Genomic DNA, 18118 nt, shown 5'->3' with positions numbered 1-18118 from the left:
AGCTAATAGTTTAGGTTTAAGGCTAACACAACTTTTAAACTTTTAAACTTATTTTAAACTTTTAAACTAAAAAACATGATTTTAGAAATGAAAGTCCCTTCTCCAGGGGAATCAATTAAAGAAGTAGAAATTGCTACATGGTTAGTAAAAGATGGTGATTATGTAGAAAAAGACCAAGCGATTGCTGAGGTTGATTCAGATAAAGCAACATTAGAATTACCGGCTGAAGCAAGTGGAATCATTACATTAAAAGCAGAAGAAGGTGATGCAGTAGCAGTTGGTGCAGTAGTTTGTTTAATCGATACAGGTGCAGCAAAACCAGAAGGTGGTGCAGCTCCAGCAAAAGAAGAAGCAAAAGCAGTTGAAGCTCCAAAGGCTGAGGCTCCAAAAGCAGCTCCAGTAGCAGAAAAAACGTATGCAACCCAAGCGCCATCTCCAGCAGCTAGAAAAATATTAGAAGAAAAAAACATCGAGCCTTCTGTAATTGTAGGAACAGGTAAAGGTGGAAGAATTACTAAAGATGATGCTGTAAACGCAGTACCATCAATGGGAACTCCAACAGGAGGAAACCGTGGTTCAGAAAGAACTAAATTATCAATGTTACGTAGAAAAGTAGCAGAGCGTTTAGTATCTGCTAAAAACGAAACAGCAATGTTAACTACTTTCAACGAAGTAGATATGTCAGCAATTTATGCTATTCGTGATCAATATAAAGAAGAGTTCAAAGCGAAACATGGTTTAGGATTAGGCTTTATGTCTTTCTTTACAAAAGCGGTGACTCGTGCTTTACAACTGTATCCAGATGTAAACTCTATGATTGATGGTCAAGAGAAAATTTCTTATGATTTCTGTGATATTTCTGTAGCAGTTTCGGGTCCAAAAGGACTAATGGTTCCAGTTATGAGAAATGCAGAAACATTATCGTTCAGAGGTGTTGAAGCTGAAATCAAAAGATTGGCTTTAAGAGCTCGTGATGGACAAATTACAGTAGACGAAATGACAGGTGGAACATTTACCATTTCTAATGGTGGTGTTTTCGGAAGTATGTTGTCTACACCAATTATCAATCCTCCACAATCAGGTATTTTAGGAATGCACAATGTGGTAGAAAGAGCTATCGTTAAAAACGGTCAAATCGTAATTGCTCCAGTTATGTATGTTGCTTTATCATATGATCACAGAATTATTGACGGACGTGAGTCAGTTGGATTCTTAGTGGCGGTTAAAGAAGCATTAGAAAACCCAGCAGAAATTTTAATGGGTGGAAATGTAAAAAAAGCATTAGAACTATAATTCAATAAATTCCAATTATTAAATCCCAAATTCAAATAGAGTTTGGGATTTTTCTTTTCTTTGTGATTCAAATTTTAGCTATGAAAAAATCTAAGAAGCAAGCAGCCGTTGGTTTTATCTTTATTACCGTTTTGTTAGATGTTATAGGGTGGGGTATCATTATTCCTGTAATCCCAAATTTAATCAAAGAGCTTATTAATGGAGATATTAGTGAAGCTGCAAAATATGGAGGTTGGTTAACTTTCGCTTATGCAATTACTCAATTCATTTTTGCACCAGTGATAGGGAACTTAAGTGATAAGTACGGTAGACGCCCCGTATTGTTAACTTCTTTGTTCGCTTTTTCTTTAGATTTTTTATTGTTAGCCTTTGCGCCAACAATAACATGGTTGTTCATTGGTAGAATTTTGTCTGGAATAACAGGAGCAAGTTTCACAACCGCTTCTGCTTATATTGCTGATGTTAGTACGCACGAAAACAGAGCTAAGAATTTTGGATTGATGGGTGCTGCTTTTGGATTAGGGTTTATTATTGGTCCAGTTTTAGGAGGATTGCTAGGACAGTTTGGAACAAGGATTCCTTTTATTGCCGCGGCTATTTTGTGTATGTTAAACTTTTTATATGGCTATTTCATTTTGCCAGAATCATTAAGTAAAGAGAAACGTAGACCGTTTGAATTAAAAAGGGCTAATCCGATAGGTGCTCTGTTACATCTGAAAAAATATCCAAATTTAATTGGATTAGTATTGGCTATTTTTATTCTTTATGTGGGTTCGCATGCCGTACAAAGCAATTGGAATTATTTTACCATGTATCAATTTAATTGGGACGAAAAAATGGTAGGTATTTCTCTAGGGATTATCGGATTATTAGTTGGAATTGTTCAAGGAGGTTTAATTCGTTGGATAAATCCAAAAATCGGAAATATAAAAAGTATTTATTATGGATTAGCGTTATATACTATCGGAATGTTCTTGTTTGCTTTTGCAACAGAAAGTTGGATGATGTTTGTTTTTTTAGTTCCGTATTGTTTAGGAGGAATTGCTGGTCCAGCATTACAAGCTGTCGTTTCTGAACAAGTAGATCCGTCAGAACAAGGTGAAATTCAAGGAACATTAACCAGTTTAATGAGTGCTTCTTCAATCGTAGGTCCACCTATGATGGCCTCGATTTTTTATTATTTCACTCATGATGAGGCACCTTTTTTATTCCCAGGAGCACCATTTGTTTTAGGTGGAATTTTAATGTTGATTAGTACGATTTTAGCTTTCCGAACACTGAAGAAAAACCACACGAAATAATTATTTCAAAAACAAATAATGATTACAATAATCAATAATTGCTTTTCCTTTTAGTAAGATATCAGCACCAATAATTCCATCAACGGGTTTGGTTTTATAATGAGTTAAAGCCTCATTTACATGACTCATGTCAAAAACGATTAGGTGAAATTTTTTGTTTTTCCATCTTCCCAATTGAATTTCATTGTTTCTTGCTAATTGAGTTTCAATTCCTGTTGCGCCTGCTCCGGCGGCTTTAGTTTCTGAGAATTGGGCATCTAATTTGAAATGTTCAATACGATCAAATCCTACACAACTATTACTCGCTCCTGTGTCTAAAATAAAGTTTCCCTTGACGCCGTTTATTTTCCCTTTTATTAATAAATGTTGGGTTTTTAGCACTGTAAACTTTATTTTTTTATATTTTTTCTCTTTTAAAAAGTCCTGCAAATCTTCCATGATTCAAAAATAAACTAAAATTTATGATTTTAGATTAACGATTTTAGATTTCAGAATATAACTTTGTGACATAAATACAAAATTATAAAACTCACAATTTTGAACTCGCAATTAATCTTAACCGATACCCACACCCATTTATATTCAGAAGAATTTGATTTAGATCGTAACGAAATGATGCAAAGAGCCATCAATGCTGGTGTTTCTCGTTTCTTTGTGCCTTCCATAGATTCTAATTACACTTCAAAAATGTATGAATTAGAGAATCAATATCCAGAAAATGTTTTTCTAATGATGGGTTTGCATCCTACTTATGTAAAGGAGAATTATTTGGAAGAATTGGCGCATGTGGAGCAAGAATTGACTAAGAGAAAGTTTTATGCTATTGGCGAAATCGGGATTGACTTATTTTGGGATAAAACTTTTTTGAAAGAGCAACAATATGTTTTTAAATACCAAATCCAATTAGCAAAGAAGTATAAATTAGCAATCAACATTCATTGTCGTGATGCTTTTGATGCCGTTTTTGAGATTTTGGAAGATGAAAAAGCAATCGATTTATTTGGGATTTTCCATTGTTTTACAGGTGATTTAGATCAAGCCCGAAGAGCAATTTCTTTAGGAATGAAATTAGGTATAGGAGGAGTAGCTACATTTAAAAATGGAAAAATAGACCAGTTTTTAAATGAAATCGATATAAAGCATATTGTTTTAGAGACGGATGCACCTTATTTGGCACCTGTTCCGTATCGTGGAAAACGAAATGAGAGTAGTTATACTTTATTGATAGCGCAAAAGTTAGCCGAAATTTACCAATTACCAATTGAAGAAATTGCAAAAATTACTACTGAAAATTCAAAACAAATTTTCGGAATTTAATCAAAATATAAAGTAAAAAGTGATAAAAATTTCGTTCATTTGTGTTTAGTTTTGAAAATAAATATGACAAAATTCGATTCTATTCGCCCTTATTATGATTCTGAAGTAAACGACGCTTTAAAGTCATTGTTGCATCATCCTATGATGAAAGCCATGATGGATTTTACGTTTCCAGAAGTAGATGATGAAGTTTGGAAAGAACAATTGAGTACTACTCATTCTATTCGTGATTTTCAAGTCAATTTTGTTTACCAATCAATTCAAAGAGTTCTAGAGAGAAGTTCGGAGGGACTCACTACCTCTGGTTTTGAAAAATTAAGCCCTAACATTTCTTATTTGTTTATTTCCAATCATCGAGACATTATTTTAGATACGTCCTTATTAAATGTTTCACTTTGCGATCATGGATTGATCATGACAGCTTCCGCTATTGGGGATAATCTAGTGAAGAAAGATTTTCTTTTAAAACTTTCAAAATTAAATCGAAATTTTCTAGTACAACGCGGTTTATCGCCAAGAGAATTATTGCAAAGCTCTAAGCTGATGTCAGAATATATGTATCATTTACTGTCAAAAGAAAACCGTTCTGTTTGGATTGCCCAACGTGAAGGAAGGACAAAGGATGGTAATGATGCCACTCATCAAGGCGTTTTAAAAATGATTGCGATGGCATCAGATGAGGCGAATTGTATGGATTTTTTCAAGAAATTAAGAGTAGTACCTGTTTCTATTTCGTATGAGTACGATCCAACAGATGCTTTGAAAATGCCGCAATTAATAGCGCTTTCCAAAGACGAAGTTTATATTAAGGAGAAAAATGAAGATTTTATTACCTTATTAAGTGGAATCATCGGGCAAAAAAAGCGTATCCACATTCATGTTGGCGATGTTTTAGAAAGTGAATACGAAAAAATTATTGTTGAAAAGGATAATAACAATAAGCAGATTCAAGCTTTGGCACAAGTAATTGACGATTCTATTTTGCAATCCTATAAATTATGGCCAACAAATTTTATAGCTTATGATATTTTATACAAAACAACTCGGTTTACACATTTGTATAACGAAAAAGAGCGTCAACTGTTTGAAAGAAGATTAGAAATGCGAATTGATGCCGACAATGAAACCATGAGAGAAGGTTTCTTGGCTATGTATGCTAATCCGGTTGTGAATAAATTGAAATACACCAATGACATCTCATAAACCAAAAATACTTTTAATCTACACGGGTGGCACCATCGGAATGGTAAAAGATTTTCAAACAGGAACTTTGAAAGCTTTTGATTTTAATGAGTTATTAAGCCGAATTCCCGAATTGCATTTATTAGATTGTCAAATTGAAACCATTTCTTTTGAAGTGCCTATTGATTCATCTAATATGAATATTGACAATTGGCAAAAAATGGCTACAATAATTGAGGAAAATTACTCGGAGTTTGATGGATTTGTTGTTTTGCATGGTTCTGATACGATGTCCTATAGTGCTTCTGCATTGAGTTTTATGTTAGAAGACTTGGAAAAACCAGTTATTTTTACGGGCTCACAATTGCCAATTGGGGATTTAAGGACGGATGCCAAGGAGAATCTAATTACCGCAATTCAAGTAGCTTCTCTTCAAGAAAATAAAAGACCAGTAATTCAGGAAGTGTGTTTATATTTTGAATATAAATTATATAGAGGAAATCGCACCACTAAAATCAGTGCCGAACACTTTAATGCTTTTACCTCGCCTAATTTCCCTGAATTGGCAGAATCAGGTGTACATTTGAAAGTGAATAATGATATTATTTTAAAGAAAAAAACCAATAAAAAATTAAAAGTACATACTGATTTTGATGATAATGTGGCTATTTTAAAGATTTTTCCCGGAATCAATCAGCAAGTATTGCATGCATTTTTTTCAATTCCAAATTTGAAAGGGATTGTTTTAGAGACTTATGGCTCAGGGAATGCACCAACAGAAGAATGGTTTGTGGCAACACTAGAAAGAGCTATAAAGAATAATATTCATGTTGTAAATGTAACACAATGTAGTGGCGGAAGTGTAGCCATGGGGAATTATGAAACTAGTACTCAGTTAAAAAGCATAGGCGTTATTTCAGGAAAAGATATAACAACTGAGGCGGCAATTACTAAGTTAATGTATCTTTTGGGGCAAAATATATCTAATGTTATGTTAAAAAGTGTTTTCGAAACCCCTATTAGAGGAGAAATGACATAAAAATAACAATTTAAATTTTTATACATCATTTTTTTTATGTTATTTAGCACCCTTGAAAAAAGTAAAGCTTCGTTAGAGAGGTGGCCGAGTGGTCGAAGGCGCACGCCTGGAAAGTGTGTTCCCGACAAAATCGGGACGAGGGTTCGAATCCCTTCCTCTCTGCTAAATGATACTTATTTTAAAGAAAAATTATAAATATTTTTATATCTTTACCCATTAACTAATTAAAATTTAAGAACAAAAGCGATGAAAAGATTATTTTCTATTTTAGCAATCACAGGGCTTATGACTTTTGGAAATGTTCAAGCTCAAGATGCAGACACAACTCAAGTTACAGCACCAGAAACAGAACAAGTTGTTGATACGACAGCTACAGAAGAGGAAGCTGCAGTAGTGGCAACTGAAGAAAATGTAGTTGAAGAAGAAACTACTTTTACACAAGGAATGAAAAAACGTTTTATTGAAGGTGGTCCTGGTTTCATGGGAATCGTATTGATTTGTTTGATTTTAGGTTTAGCAATTGCAATTGAAAGAATTATTTACTTAAACTTGTCAACAACTAACACTAAAAAATTAATCAGTGAAGTTGAAACAGCATTAAACTCAGGTGGTGTAAACGCTGCTAAAGAAGTTGCTAGAAATACTTCTGGTCCAGTTGCATCTATCTTTTACCAAGGTTTAGACCGTTATTCTCATGGTTTGGATTCTGCTGAAAAATCTATCGTTGCTTACGGTGGTGTTCAAATGGGTCAATTAGAGAAAAACGTTTCTTGGATTTCATTATTTATCGCTTTAGCACCGATGTTAGGTTTCATGGGAACCGTAATTGGTATGATTGAAGCGTTTGACCAAATTCAATCTGCAGGATCTATGGAGCCATCTTTAGTAGCAGGAGGTATTAAAGTAGCTTTATTAACAACTGTATTCGGTCTTATTGTTGCTATTATTCTACAAATTTTCTATAACTATATCACAGCTAAGATTGATTCAATCGTAAATGATATGGAAGATGCATCTATCAGCTTAGTTGATATGTTGTCTGATTACAGCAAAAAATAATTAATAAATATATAACTGTTATGAATTTACACAAAGTAACAAAAATAGCAGCTATTGTAATTTCAGTATTGAGCTTAGTTTTCTTAGGAGGATTAATGGCTTCTGATGATGCTGCAAACAGTAGTTGGATTACCCCTCTTATATATTTATCTTATGTAATTCTAATAGCTTGTATAGCTTTAGTGTTAATTTATGTATTTAAGAATTTATTTTCGGATAAAGAGAATATCAAGAAAACATTCATTTCGATAGGGTTGTTTTTCGCATTGATTTTAGTTTCATTTATTATTGCAGATGGAACAGAGGTTAAATCAGCTTCAAATGAGATCATTGCTTCTGAAAGCACTTCTAAATGGGTGAGTACTGGTCTAAATATGTTTTATTTATTAGCAGTAGTTGCCATAGGAACAATGTTTTGGACAGGTTTAAACAAAATTAAAAAATAATTATGGCTAGAAAAGGAAGAGGTTTACCACCAGAGGTAAATGCCGGTTCTATGGCAGATATAGCTTTCTTACTTTTGATTTTCTTCTTGGTAACTACTACTATTGGGGTTGACCAAGGGATTAACAGACTCTTGCCTCGTTTCGACCCAAATCCTGTTGTGCCAAATATAAATGAAAGAAATATTTTAACAGTTTTAGTTAATAAAGACAATCAATTATTAGTTGAAGAAAAATTGGTTGATATTAAAGAATTAAGACAAGTTGCAATTGACTTTCTTGAAAATAACGGCAAAGGGGTTTGTAATTATTGTGAAGGAAAAAGAGATGCTAGTTCATCTGATAGTCCTTTAGATGCAGTAATTTCTCTAAATAATGATGGTCAAACATCTTATGAAACGTACATTGCTGTACAAAATGAATTAGTAGCAGCTTATAACTATCTAAGAGATAGAGAGAGTAAGAAAAGATATGGTATGTCTTTTACTGAGTTAGACTATATCTATAATGATCCAGCAACAAGAGCAGTCGAAGGTTTGAGAGAAGATTTAGAACCTAAAGTAAAAAAGATTCAAGAGATGTTTCCAATGAGACTTTCTGAAGCTGAACCAAAAAAGAATTAAAAGAATATTATAACTATGTCTAAGTTTAAAAAGAAAAAATCAGGAGAATTACCTGCGATTTCAACAGCAGCATTACCGGATATTGTATTTATGCTTTTATTCTTCTTTATGACTGCTACAACTATGAAAGATAGTGATTTGAAAATAGAAAACACACTACCAAAAGCAGATCAAACAGCAAAATTGCATAAGAAAGAATTTATTATGTATATCTATGCAGGAAAACCAAATGAAAGATATCGTGCGACTCTTGGTGGTTCAGATAGAATTCAGTTAGCTGATAAAATGTCTTCACCTTCTGATATCCGTCAGTTTGTGCTTACAGAAAGAGCTCAGAGAAATTCTGCAGATGAAAAGTATTTAACAGCTTCTTTGAAAATTGATAAGAATGTTAAAATGGGATTAGTAAGTGATATTAAACTTGAATTACGTAAAGTGGAACAACTTAAAGTTAATTACACTACTACACAAGGTAATCCAGTTAAAGAGTAATCTTACTTTTAATTATATAAAAGGCACGCATTTTTGCGTGCCTTTTTTTGTTACTTTTGTAAAAAACATTTAGAATGCGTATTTGTTTAAGTATATTGTTTTTCTCAATATCATGTTCTCTGTTTTCTCAATCAGATGTAAAAGTCGTAGATTCATTATTTAGAGAAGATCAATTCTATTTGTCTATCTCTTATAATTTTATTCAAAAAAAACCTGATAATTTTAGTCAGTATTCATTTTCAACTGGTTTTACTGGTGGTTTTCTCCGAGACATGCCTATTTCTAAAAATAGACATTGGTCAATTGCATTAGGAGCGGGTTACTCTTACAATAATCTAAAGCAAAATATAGAAATTTCAACCGTTAGTCCAAATTCTTCTGTTTCAAATTCTGGAATAGTGCGCAGTAGAATTATTCTTCATTATCTAGAGCTGCCATTAGAGTTACGATGGAGAAATGCTTCTCCTTCAAGTCATAAATTTTGGCGAATTCATACGGGTTTTAAGGTAAGTTATTTATTGGATGGTAACCTTAAATATGAATCTGAAATTCTTGGTGATGGAAATGAAAACATAAAGGATATTGTAAATAGATTGCAATATGGACTTTATTTGTCTTTCGGGTTCAATACATGGAATCCTTACATGTATTATGCTTTAAATCCTATTTTTGATAAAAATAAGACGGCAACAGTGAATGAAATTTCTTCTCTTAATATCGGACTTAAGTTTTATATCCTATAGCCAATAAGAATATAAAAGCAATTGTGGACCAGCACCAATGATAACTCCTGCTATAAGTTCAGGGTAAGTATGTGCTTTCATGTATAATCGTGAGGATGCAACTAATCCCATACAAACAATACAAAACGCTACAAGATTTATAAAAGGCATTTGGTAATACATGCTTAAGCCAAAAATAAAACAGGTTAATGAACTAATTCCAATCATGTGTAAACTGGCTTTGTATTTTAGAATTACACTTGCTAAAACGATTACACTACTAAAAAACCCGCCAAGAAAGAAGAAATACAGTTCTGCTACTGTATCTCTTGAAACACTAAATTTAATCAGAACAAACAATAAAATTGACTGAACAGCAATCGGCATTTTCCTTTCACTAATGCTGGCTTCCGTAAACGAACTAACAACTCCTAATGATCGAAATAAGAAATACATTGACAAAGGTAATAACAAGGTTAAGATTGCTACTTGAATTAACGTTACAATGATTTGCGAGTTGTAAAAAAATGAATTGGTTATTAAAAAGAAAAATAAAGTTCCATATAAGGAAACAAATATGGGGTGAAAAATATAGGAGAAAACGGGTAATATTTTTTTTAAATCCATCTTTCTTTATATTTTCTTTCGCAATCGTGCAACCGGAATATCTAGTTGCTCACGGTATTTTGCGATAGTTCTTCTTGCTATTGGGTAACCTCGTTCTTTTAAAATTTCAGCTAGTTGATCATCAGGAAGTGGTTTTCTCTTATCCTCTTCTGAAATTACCTGCTGTAAGATGTTTTTAATTTCAATAGTTGAAACTTCTTCTCCTTGGTCGTTTGTCATGGATTCACTGAAGAATTCTTTAATTAATTTAGTTCCATAAGGTGTATCAACATATTTGCTATTTGCTACACGAGAAACGGTTGAAATATCTAATCCTACCATATCGGCAATATCTTTTAGAATCATCGGACGAAGTTTGGTTTCCTCTCCTTCTAAAAAATATTCTTTTTGATAATGCATTATAGCATTCATCGTAACAAATAAGGTTTCCTGACGCTGTTTAATTGCATCAATAAACCATTTTGCTGAATCTAATTTTTGTTTGATGAACTGAACGGCATCTTTTTGTGTATTAGACTTTTCGGAAGTATCTTTGTAACTCTGCAACATTTCTTGATAATCTTTAGAAACGTGTAATTCTGGAGCATTTCTACCGTTTAATGAAAGTTCTAATTCCCCATCAATAATTCGAATAGTGAAATCAGGTACAATATGTTCTATCGCTTTTTGATTACCATCGAAACTTCCTCCTGGTTTTGGATTTAGTTTTTCAATTTCGTCAATTGCTTTACGAAGTTGTTGTTGGGAAACATCAAATTTTTGCAACAGTTTATCGTAATGTTTTTTGGTAAATGCATCAAATTGTTGATCAATCACATTTATAGCTAAAGTAATTGAATCTGAAGGTGTTTTGTGTTTTAATTGCAATAACAAACATTCTTGTAAATCGCGTGCTCCAACACCGGCAGGTTCTAAATCTTGCACTAAATGTAAAATCCGCTCTACAGTCGCTTCATTAGTATAAATGCCTTGGGTGAAAGCCATATCGTCTACAATATCTTGAATTGTGCGTCTGATGTAACCCATATCGTCGATGCTACCTACCAAAAATTCTGCAATATCACGTTCTTCATCAGTTAAAATAAAGGTATTTAACTGATTAATTAAATCCTGATGAAAGCTTACTGGGGCCGCAAATGGCATTGTTTTGTCTTCATCGTCATCACTGTAATTATTGGTTTGGTACTTATAATCTGGCGTTTCATCATTACTTAGATATTCATCTATATTGATGTCACCCGTATCAATGTGTTCGCTGTCGTAGTCTTCGTAATCATCAGTGTTACTTTCATAATCATCTAAATCGTAATTGTCTTCCGTGCTACTTTCTTCCAAAGCAGGATTCTCCACTAATTCTTCCTGAAGACGTTGCTCAAAAGCTTGAGTAGGCAATTGAATCAATTTCATCAACTGAATTTGTTGAGGCGATAATTTTTGAGATAATTTAAATTGTAAACTGTGTTTAAGCATTTTTTTTGTATAAAAGTTTAAGGTTTAAAGTTTCAAGTTGTCTAACAAAAACAACCTGAAACCTGAAACTTGAAACAACTATTTTTAGAATTCTGCGTTTTGCGGTGTTCTTGGGAACGGAATAACGTCTCTAATGTTGCTCATTCCCGTTACAAAAAGGACTAATCTTTCAAAACCTAATCCGAAACCAGAGTGAACAGCTGAACCGAATCTTCTTGTATCTAAATACCACCAAAGTTCTTCTTCGTCAATTCCTAAAGCTTTCATTTTTTCAACTAATACATCGTAACGCTCTTCTCTTTGTGAACCTCCAACGATTTCTCCAATTCCAGGGAATAAAATATCCATTGCTCTAACAGTTTCTTTTCCTGGCTCAGTATTGTCGTTCAAACGCATGTAAAACGCTTTAATTTTTGCGGGATAATCGAATAAAATTACCGGACATTTGAAGTGTTTTTCTACTAAAAAACGCTCGTGCTCACTTTGTAAATCAGCACCCCATTCGTTAATAATATATTGGAATTTTTTCTTTTTATTTGGTGTTGAATCTTTTAGAATATCAATAGCTTCGGTGTAAGAAACACGCTTGAAGTTGTTGTCTAATACAAAGCTTAATTTTTCTAAAAGCGACATTTCACTTCTTTCAGCTTGTGGTTTTGCTTTTTCTTCTTCTAACAACCTGCTTTCTAAGAATTTTAAATCATCACCACATTTAGCAACGGTATATTTGATAACGTATTTAATGAAATCTTCAGCCAAATCCATATTGTCAGCTAAATCATTGAAAGCGACTTCTGGTTCAATCATCCAAAATTCAGCTAAGTGACGTGAAGTGTTTGAATTCTCTGCACGGAATGTTGGCCCAAAAGTATAAATTTGACCTAAAGCCATTGCAAAAGTTTCTCCTTCTAATTGTCCAGAAACGGTTAAATTCGTTTGTTTTCCGAAGAAATCTTCTTTGTAGTTAATGCTTCCGTCTTCATTTCTTGGAGCAGAGCCATCAATTGGTAGAGAAGTTACTTGAAACATTTCTCCGGCACCTTCTGCATCTGAACCCGTAATGATAGGCGTATTTACATAGAAAAAACCTTTTTCTTGAAAATATTGATGCACTGCAAATGCTAATGTTGAACGCACACGCATAATAGCTCCAAAAGCATTTGTTCTTACACGTAAATGGGCATTTTCGCGTAAAAATTCTAAGGAGTGTTTTTTGGGTTGCATCGGGAATTTCTCCGCATCGCTATCACCTAAAATCTCTAATTTTGTTACTTGAATTTCTACTTTTTGTCCGGCACCACGGCTTTCAGCTAGGGTTCCAGTTACGCAAATAGCAGCTCCTGTAGTTATTCTTTTTAACGTTTCATCGGGTGTATTTTCAAAATCTACAACACACTGAATGTTGTGAATGGTTGAACCATCGTTCAATGCAATAAATTGATTATTTCTAAATGTTCTAACCCAACCTTTTGCTGTTACTTCATGTAATATTTTCGTGCTGTTTAAAAGGTCTATAACTTTTGAGTGTTTCATTTCGATTTATGATTTTAAAATACAAATATACTATTTCTCGATTGAATTTTCTTCTTCAATATCTTCTGCTAAAATATCCAATGTAGGTTCCAAAAATTCTTGCTGGTTAGCTATGGTTTTATCTAGTGAAAGTAATAATGCAGGTAGCAAAATTAGATTAGATAACATTGCGAAAAGTAAAGTAGTTGCTACTAATCCCCCCAATGCAACAGTTCCTCCAAAGCTAGATAAAGTAAAAACTGAGAACCCAAAAAATAACACTACAGAAGTATAAAACATGCTAATCCCTGCTTCTTTTAATGTAGCATAAACCGAACGTTTTATTTTCCAATTATTCGCTTTTAATTCTTGACGGTATTTTGCTAAAAAGTGAATAGTGTCGTCTACAGAGATTCCAAAAGCAATACTGAATACTAAAATTGTAGAAGGTTTAATTGGGATTCCAAAATAACCCATTAGCCCAGCAGTCATTACCAATGGTAGAATGTTAGGTAATAAAGATACAATTATCATTTTAAATGAGCGGAACATATACGCCATTAACATAGAAATAAGAACAATAGCAAAAAGTAAAGATTGTACTAAATTGTCAATTAGGTAATGGGTTCCTTTTTCAAAAACATAAGCTTTTCCAGTTAGGGAAACTTCATAACGTTCTTTTGGAAAAATATGATTTATTTTGTCATGTAAACGTTCTTCAATTTTTTTCATTTTATCGGTTCCGATGTCTCGCATAAAAGTGGTTATCCGAGCATATTGACCTGTGCTATCAACATAGCTTTTAAGCATGTTTTCATTCCCTTTTTGGGTTGAATTTTTAATATAAGTTAAGATAAATGCTTCCTCTTGTTTTGTAGGTAATTCATAGAATTCAGGATTGCCGTTATAGTAAGCTTGTTTGGAATATTTCACTAAATTTACAATTGAAACAGGTTTTGATAATTCAGGAATTTCAATAATTGTTTCTTGTAGTTCTTCAATTCGCCTTAATGTAACAGATTTAAGCGCTCCTTTTGGTCTTTTTGTATCAATTACAATCTCGAGAGGCATAACCCCGTCAAATTCTTTTTCATAAAACAGAATATCCTTAAAGAAAGGTGCTTTTTTGGGCATATCTTCAATAATACTTCCTGATATTTTGATTTGGTAAATACCTATAATTCCCAATACTAAAATCCCAATAGCCGTAGAAAAAACAGCGACTCGATGATGTCTAATCGTGTTTTCAATCCAATAAATGAATTTTGCCATGTAATTTTTTCCTAAATGAGCAAGATGCTTCTCTTTCGGCATTGGTAGATAACTATAAACTATAGGAATTATAATCAAACATAGAATGAATAAAAAGACAATGTTTAATGATGCTACAACCCCAAATTCACTCAGTAATTTACTATCGGTCAAAATAAAGGTCCCAAAACCAGCCGCAGTAGTTAAGTTTGTTAACAACGTAGCATTACCTACTTTAGAAATAACACGTTGCAATGATTTTGCTTTGTTTCCGTGATTTTTAATTTCTTGTTGGTACTTATTTATCAGGAAAATACAATTTGGAATTCCAATTACAATGATTAAAGGTGGAATAATAGCGGTTAAAACTGTAATTTCATAGTTTAAAAGACCAAGCGTACCAAAGGACCACATGACACCAATCACAACCACAAACATTGAAATGAGAGTGGCTCTAAAACTTCTAAAAAAGAAGAAAAACAACAATGAGGTAATTCCAAGAGCAGCTCCTACAAACAAACCTATTTCACTAATGATACTATTGGCATTTAAGGTTCTTATGTATGGCATTCCAGAAACACGAAGGTCTAGTCCTGTTTCTTTTTCAAAGGCACTAATTTTTTCCTGACTCAGGTGTTTTTCAATGAACTCTTTTCTAGCGGGAGTATTTACAATTTTTTTGTCTAAATAAACAGCAAATCGAACAGCACCACTTTCTTTATTAAAAAGCATCCCTTCGTAAAAGGGTAAATCATTAAAGAACTCTTTTTCTTTGCGTTTTAAGTAACGATCAGATATACTGTCATTATTCACAAAAGAAACAAGTTTGAATTTTTGTGCAACAGTATCTTTTTCTAAGACGCGTAAGTCTTCTATCGAAAGCGTTAGCTCGGTTGCTTTGTCTTTCTTAATTTCAGCTACAAACTTTTCCCAAGCTTTATAGTTTTTTTCAGAAAAGAAGTTTTCATCTTTAAAACCTAGGACAACTAAATTTCCTTCTTCACCAAATTTTTCTAAAAAAGAATTGTACTGAATATTTACTTCATGATCATCAGGTAATAAATTGGCTTCGGTAAAGGTAAAACGCATGTTTTGCCATTGAGACGCCATAAATACAGTAAACGCCAAAACAAGTATTAAAAGAAAAACACGATTTCTTAAAATTTTACGGGCAATATAATCCCAGAAACTGGTACTTAACCACTTTAACATCTCTCAAAAATTAAGGTGCAAAGGTAGTAAATATTGCTTAATTTATTGGTTTAGAAGGCAAACAATTAAAATAAATTTAAAGGCCCAAATCTAAATAATACGATATTTTTATAGCGATATTATCATCGAAGTTAGCCAGTTGGTTTTCTCCATATCTATAAAAAGCAACAAGGCCAAAACCTTTGAAAATTTTGTTGCATTCTACGCCACTTTCAAAGAATCCTTTTTCAAGTGTTTTATAAGCAATACCTATATGTTGGTTGTTTTTATTGTTTGAACCTACAGCCATTCGTGTAACAATCGTAAATTCAGGATTGATCTTATAGCCAAGACGAATTTTGTTAAAAGTGTGTTTTAATTGTAATGAGGCATATTTGTTGGAGAAAAATTCATTAAAATACATGGTTTCAAAACTGTTTTTTCCTGCAAAAGTAATTCGTTGTAAGATGGCTTCTCGATTTAAGTTGTTTGGAACAATGCTATATAAATGCGTGATGGGGACATCTCCAAATGCAATACCTGTTTGAAGTAAGACAGAACTCTTTTGACCCGATAAATAAGGTAATTCGTAATAGGTTTTAAAATCAACTTTGGTAAACGTAAAATCATTATCTAAAATACTGGGTAATGTTTGTGTTAATTGTAATGAAAATTTTGGATGCCGTTTTTCATATTCAATTTTACCCATAGGAGTTTGCATATAATTACTAAATGGATTCCATTGAAGAGCGAATTGAGCTGCTGCTATTGTGTATTTAGTGTAAGCTTGATTGTCATTGATAAAAGTATAATCAAAAAGAGGTTGGATTTCATTGTGTGAAATTCCAAAATAACTGGTTGTTTTAGGGAATAACTTACTTTCTAGAGATAAGACACTTAATTTGTTGTTATAAAATGTAGAAATATTGATGGGGCGTGGATCATAAATTTTAAATCTTCTAGAATCGGTTACAAAATTTGTTTGGGCGATTTCAAAGATATCATTGGAATAAGACGCACTAACCCATGTCTCGGTTTTTTTATCCACTAGATAAGAAGGGGTAATCCCAAATTTTAATTCATCATCTTTTAAACCATAAGCACCGTAGAAAGCAACTTTATATTTCTCAGACCATTTGGTATTGGTAGTAGCTCCTAATCCTAATCTGAACCCCTCAAAGTTATTGAATTTCACAATACTTCTTAAATCAACATCAAAAATTGAAATTGGAAAATAACCATTAATGATTTTTCTGCCAAGAAAAACTTTATGTTCGATTCTCTCTGAAAGGGATAAACTATCAATAGAAGTGTAAGTACGAAGTTTTCTTTTGTCTAAGGAATCTTTTTTGAAGCTGCTCCAGTATTCATTGTCTCTTTTTAAACTTTTTTCAGGAACCTCTATTTTTACTCTTGGTTTTGAAATAGTTATATCTTTGTTTATTTCAATATCAAACGGTGTGGATTCGATGTTTACATAGGCTTGATCTGTAGCATTTTTGCTTTCTAATTCTTCTAAATCCGAACTAAATTTTATAGTACCGCCTAAAATCTTGATGTCTTCATGATTATTTCCTTTCGAAACTCTAAATTTTCTGTTTTTTGGAAACCAAATGGCGATATCTTTTCGGTAATCAAAAGTGTAAGTTGCGTTAATGTTTACAACTCCATAAATTCGAAAATGAGCTTTAGCAATTGCATAGTTTTGACTATCAATGTAAAGCAAACCTCTTAATCTATTAGCGTTTAGTTTTTTAGGCTCAAAGTAAATTCGATATGTGCTTCTTCCTTCTATTTTTACAGTATCAATTAATTTGTAATTGTAAAGTCTTCTTCCAAAATTAGAAATCGGATTTTGAACAGGAATTTCTAAAATCTCAAACGGATTTTCGTAAACCGAATAAGAAATTAGTTTCAAACCTAAATATTCATAAACAGGTTGTTGAAAACCAGCCATTCGAGTAGCAAGAATGGTTTCTTTACTTTGCTTTTGGGTATGTTGAATTAAATTAACTTTTTCTGTTTGGTACAAGTGCTGCTTTTCTGAGAATTTTTTGAACTTGTAATTTGTAGAATCCAATTTAATTATTGGTTTTCTCAATAATCTTTTTTTGTAAATCGTATCAATTTTTGAAGAAATACTATCTGGATTTGCTGTTACTTGAACATATTCGTAATTTTTATATTGAAAACTTGATAAGCTTTTTTCTGGGTCATTTGACTTTCTGTTTTCAATTACTTTTTTGATGATGTTGTTGACTTTGTTTTCGGTGAAAATTTCGGGTTTTTTCTCATTCAAGTCCGTTACCAGTTTTATGGTAATATTAATGGTTTTTGGTTCGGGATAGGTTATTTTTTCGTAATATCCTTTAAAATTGACTTTTATAGGAAGTTTATAATCCTTTACTTCGATTGTGAATTTTCCTTCCCAATCCGCATGGAGTTTTTTATTATTATACGTTATAGAGGCAAAAGCGATAGGTACTTTAGAATCAAAGTCGATAACTTGTCCTTTAATTTTGGTTTGTGCTACAAAACTATTGGTTATTAAGAAGCACAAAAAAAGCCAAAAATATTTCATGTAAGTGATTTCAAG

At 32.6% G+C, this 18118-nt stretch carries 16 protein-coding genes and 1 tRNA gene; 11 read left to right on the top strand and 6 right to left on the bottom strand.

Features of this window, described 5'->3' with window-relative positions:
• Window positions 1-75: 75 nt before the first annotated feature.
• The gene (gene odhB / locus BUE95_RS02810) at window positions 76-1293 is read left to right on the top strand and encodes a 2-oxoglutarate dehydrogenase complex dihydrolipoyllysine-residue succinyltransferase (protein WP_073581197.1); all 1218 of its coding nucleotides are present in this window, start codon (window positions 76-78) and stop codon (window positions 1291-1293) included.
• An 80-nt stretch (window positions 1294-1373) separates the two neighbouring features.
• Window positions 1374-2594, top strand: coding sequence for a TCR/Tet family MFS transporter (locus tag BUE95_RS02805; RefSeq protein ID WP_073581195.1), 1221 nt, complete (start codon window positions 1374-1376; stop codon window positions 2592-2594).
• Here BUE95_RS02805 and BUE95_RS02800 read toward each other — a convergent pair whose 3' ends face one another.
• Window positions 2595-3032, bottom strand: coding sequence for a retropepsin-like aspartic protease (locus tag BUE95_RS02800; protein WP_073581193.1), 438 nt, complete (start codon window positions 3030-3032; stop codon window positions 2595-2597).
• A 99-nt stretch (window positions 3033-3131) separates the two neighbouring features.
• Here BUE95_RS02800 and BUE95_RS02795 point away from each other — a divergent pair, with 99 nt between their 5' ends.
• The 9 genes from BUE95_RS02795 (at window position 3132) to BUE95_RS02755 (ending at window position 9492) form a co-directional block, all read left to right on the top strand.
• Window positions 3132-3911 carry a TatD family hydrolase gene (locus BUE95_RS02795; protein ID WP_073581191.1) on the top strand — a complete coding sequence of 260 codons (780 nt, stop codon included), beginning with the start codon at window positions 3132-3134 and terminating at the stop codon, window positions 3909-3911.
• Between the two features lie 63 nt (window positions 3912-3974).
• Window positions 3975-5114 carry a lysophospholipid acyltransferase family protein gene (locus BUE95_RS02790; protein WP_073581189.1) on the top strand — a complete coding sequence of 380 codons (1140 nt, stop codon included), beginning with the start codon at window positions 3975-3977 and terminating at the stop codon, window positions 5112-5114.
• The gene (locus tag BUE95_RS02785; protein WP_073581187.1) at window positions 5101-6132 is read left to right on the top strand and encodes an asparaginase; all 1032 of its coding nucleotides are present in this window, start codon (window positions 5101-5103) and stop codon (window positions 6130-6132) included. Before BUE95_RS02790 ends, BUE95_RS02785 begins: the two co-directional genes overlap by 14 nt.
• A gap of 74 nt (window positions 6133-6206) precedes the next feature.
• Window positions 6207-6294 (top strand) — tRNA-Ser (locus BUE95_RS02780).
• 84 nt (window positions 6295-6378) lie between these two features.
• On the top strand, window positions 6379-7191 hold the full coding sequence (locus BUE95_RS02775) for a MotA/TolQ/ExbB proton channel family protein (protein WP_073581185.1): 813 nt from the start codon (window positions 6379-6381) through the stop codon (window positions 7189-7191).
• Between the two features lie 20 nt (window positions 7192-7211).
• Window positions 7212-7637 (top strand): hypothetical protein, encoded by a 426-nt coding sequence (locus tag BUE95_RS02770; RefSeq protein ID WP_073581183.1) that lies wholly within the window; start codon window positions 7212-7214, stop codon window positions 7635-7637.
• Window positions 7638-7639: 2 nt separating this feature from the next.
• On the top strand, window positions 7640-8257 hold the full coding sequence (locus BUE95_RS02765) for an ExbD/TolR family protein (RefSeq protein WP_073581181.1): 618 nt from the start codon (window positions 7640-7642) through the stop codon (window positions 8255-8257).
• Between the two features lie 15 nt (window positions 8258-8272).
• Window positions 8273-8749 (top strand): ExbD/TolR family protein, encoded by a 477-nt coding sequence (locus BUE95_RS02760; RefSeq protein WP_073581179.1) that lies wholly within the window; start codon window positions 8273-8275, stop codon window positions 8747-8749.
• Between the two features lie 74 nt (window positions 8750-8823).
• A complete protein-coding gene (locus BUE95_RS02755; RefSeq protein ID WP_073581177.1) occupies window positions 8824-9492 on the top strand; it encodes a porin family protein in 669 nt (222 codons plus the stop codon).
• Here the strand turns inward: BUE95_RS02755 and BUE95_RS02750 are convergent.
• The 5 genes from BUE95_RS02750 to BUE95_RS02730 all read right to left on the bottom strand — a co-directional run bounded on the left by BUE95_RS02750 (window position 9487) and on the right by BUE95_RS02730 (window position 18103).
• The gene (locus BUE95_RS02750) at window positions 9487-10098 is read right to left on the bottom strand and encodes a hypothetical protein (protein ID WP_073581175.1); all 612 of its coding nucleotides are present in this window, start codon (window positions 10096-10098) and stop codon (window positions 9487-9489) included. The two genes, BUE95_RS02755 and BUE95_RS02750, sit on opposite strands and share 6 nt — an antisense overlap.
• Window positions 10099-10104: 6 nt before the next feature.
• Complete coding sequence (gene rpoN / locus BUE95_RS02745) at window positions 10105-11568, bottom strand: RNA polymerase factor sigma-54 (RefSeq protein ID WP_073581173.1); 1464 nt, start codon at window positions 11566-11568, stop codon at window positions 10105-10107.
• A gap of 84 nt (window positions 11569-11652) precedes the next feature.
• Window positions 11653-13101: an asparagine--tRNA ligase gene (gene asnS / locus BUE95_RS02740; RefSeq protein WP_073581171.1), complete on the bottom strand. Its 1449-nt coding sequence runs from the start codon at window positions 13099-13101 to the stop codon at window positions 11653-11655.
• A 30-nt stretch (window positions 13102-13131) separates the two neighbouring features.
• Window positions 13132-15543, bottom strand: a complete 2412-nt coding sequence (locus BUE95_RS02735; RefSeq protein ID WP_073581169.1) for an efflux RND transporter permease subunit — start codon at window positions 15541-15543, stop codon at window positions 13132-13134.
• A gap of 76 nt (window positions 15544-15619) precedes the next feature.
• The gene (locus BUE95_RS02730; RefSeq protein ID WP_073581167.1) at window positions 15620-18103 is read right to left on the bottom strand and encodes a DUF5686 family protein; all 2484 of its coding nucleotides are present in this window, start codon (window positions 18101-18103) and stop codon (window positions 15620-15622) included.
• Between the last annotated feature and the right edge of the window lie 15 nt (window positions 18104-18118).

It is taken from the genome of Flavobacterium cucumis, assembly GCF_900148835.1.
In the GTDB taxonomy this organism is placed as follows: domain Bacteria; phylum Bacteroidota; class Bacteroidia; order Flavobacteriales; family Flavobacteriaceae; genus Flavobacterium; species Flavobacterium cucumis.
This window is presented reverse-complemented; position numbering and strand designations above follow the sequence as displayed.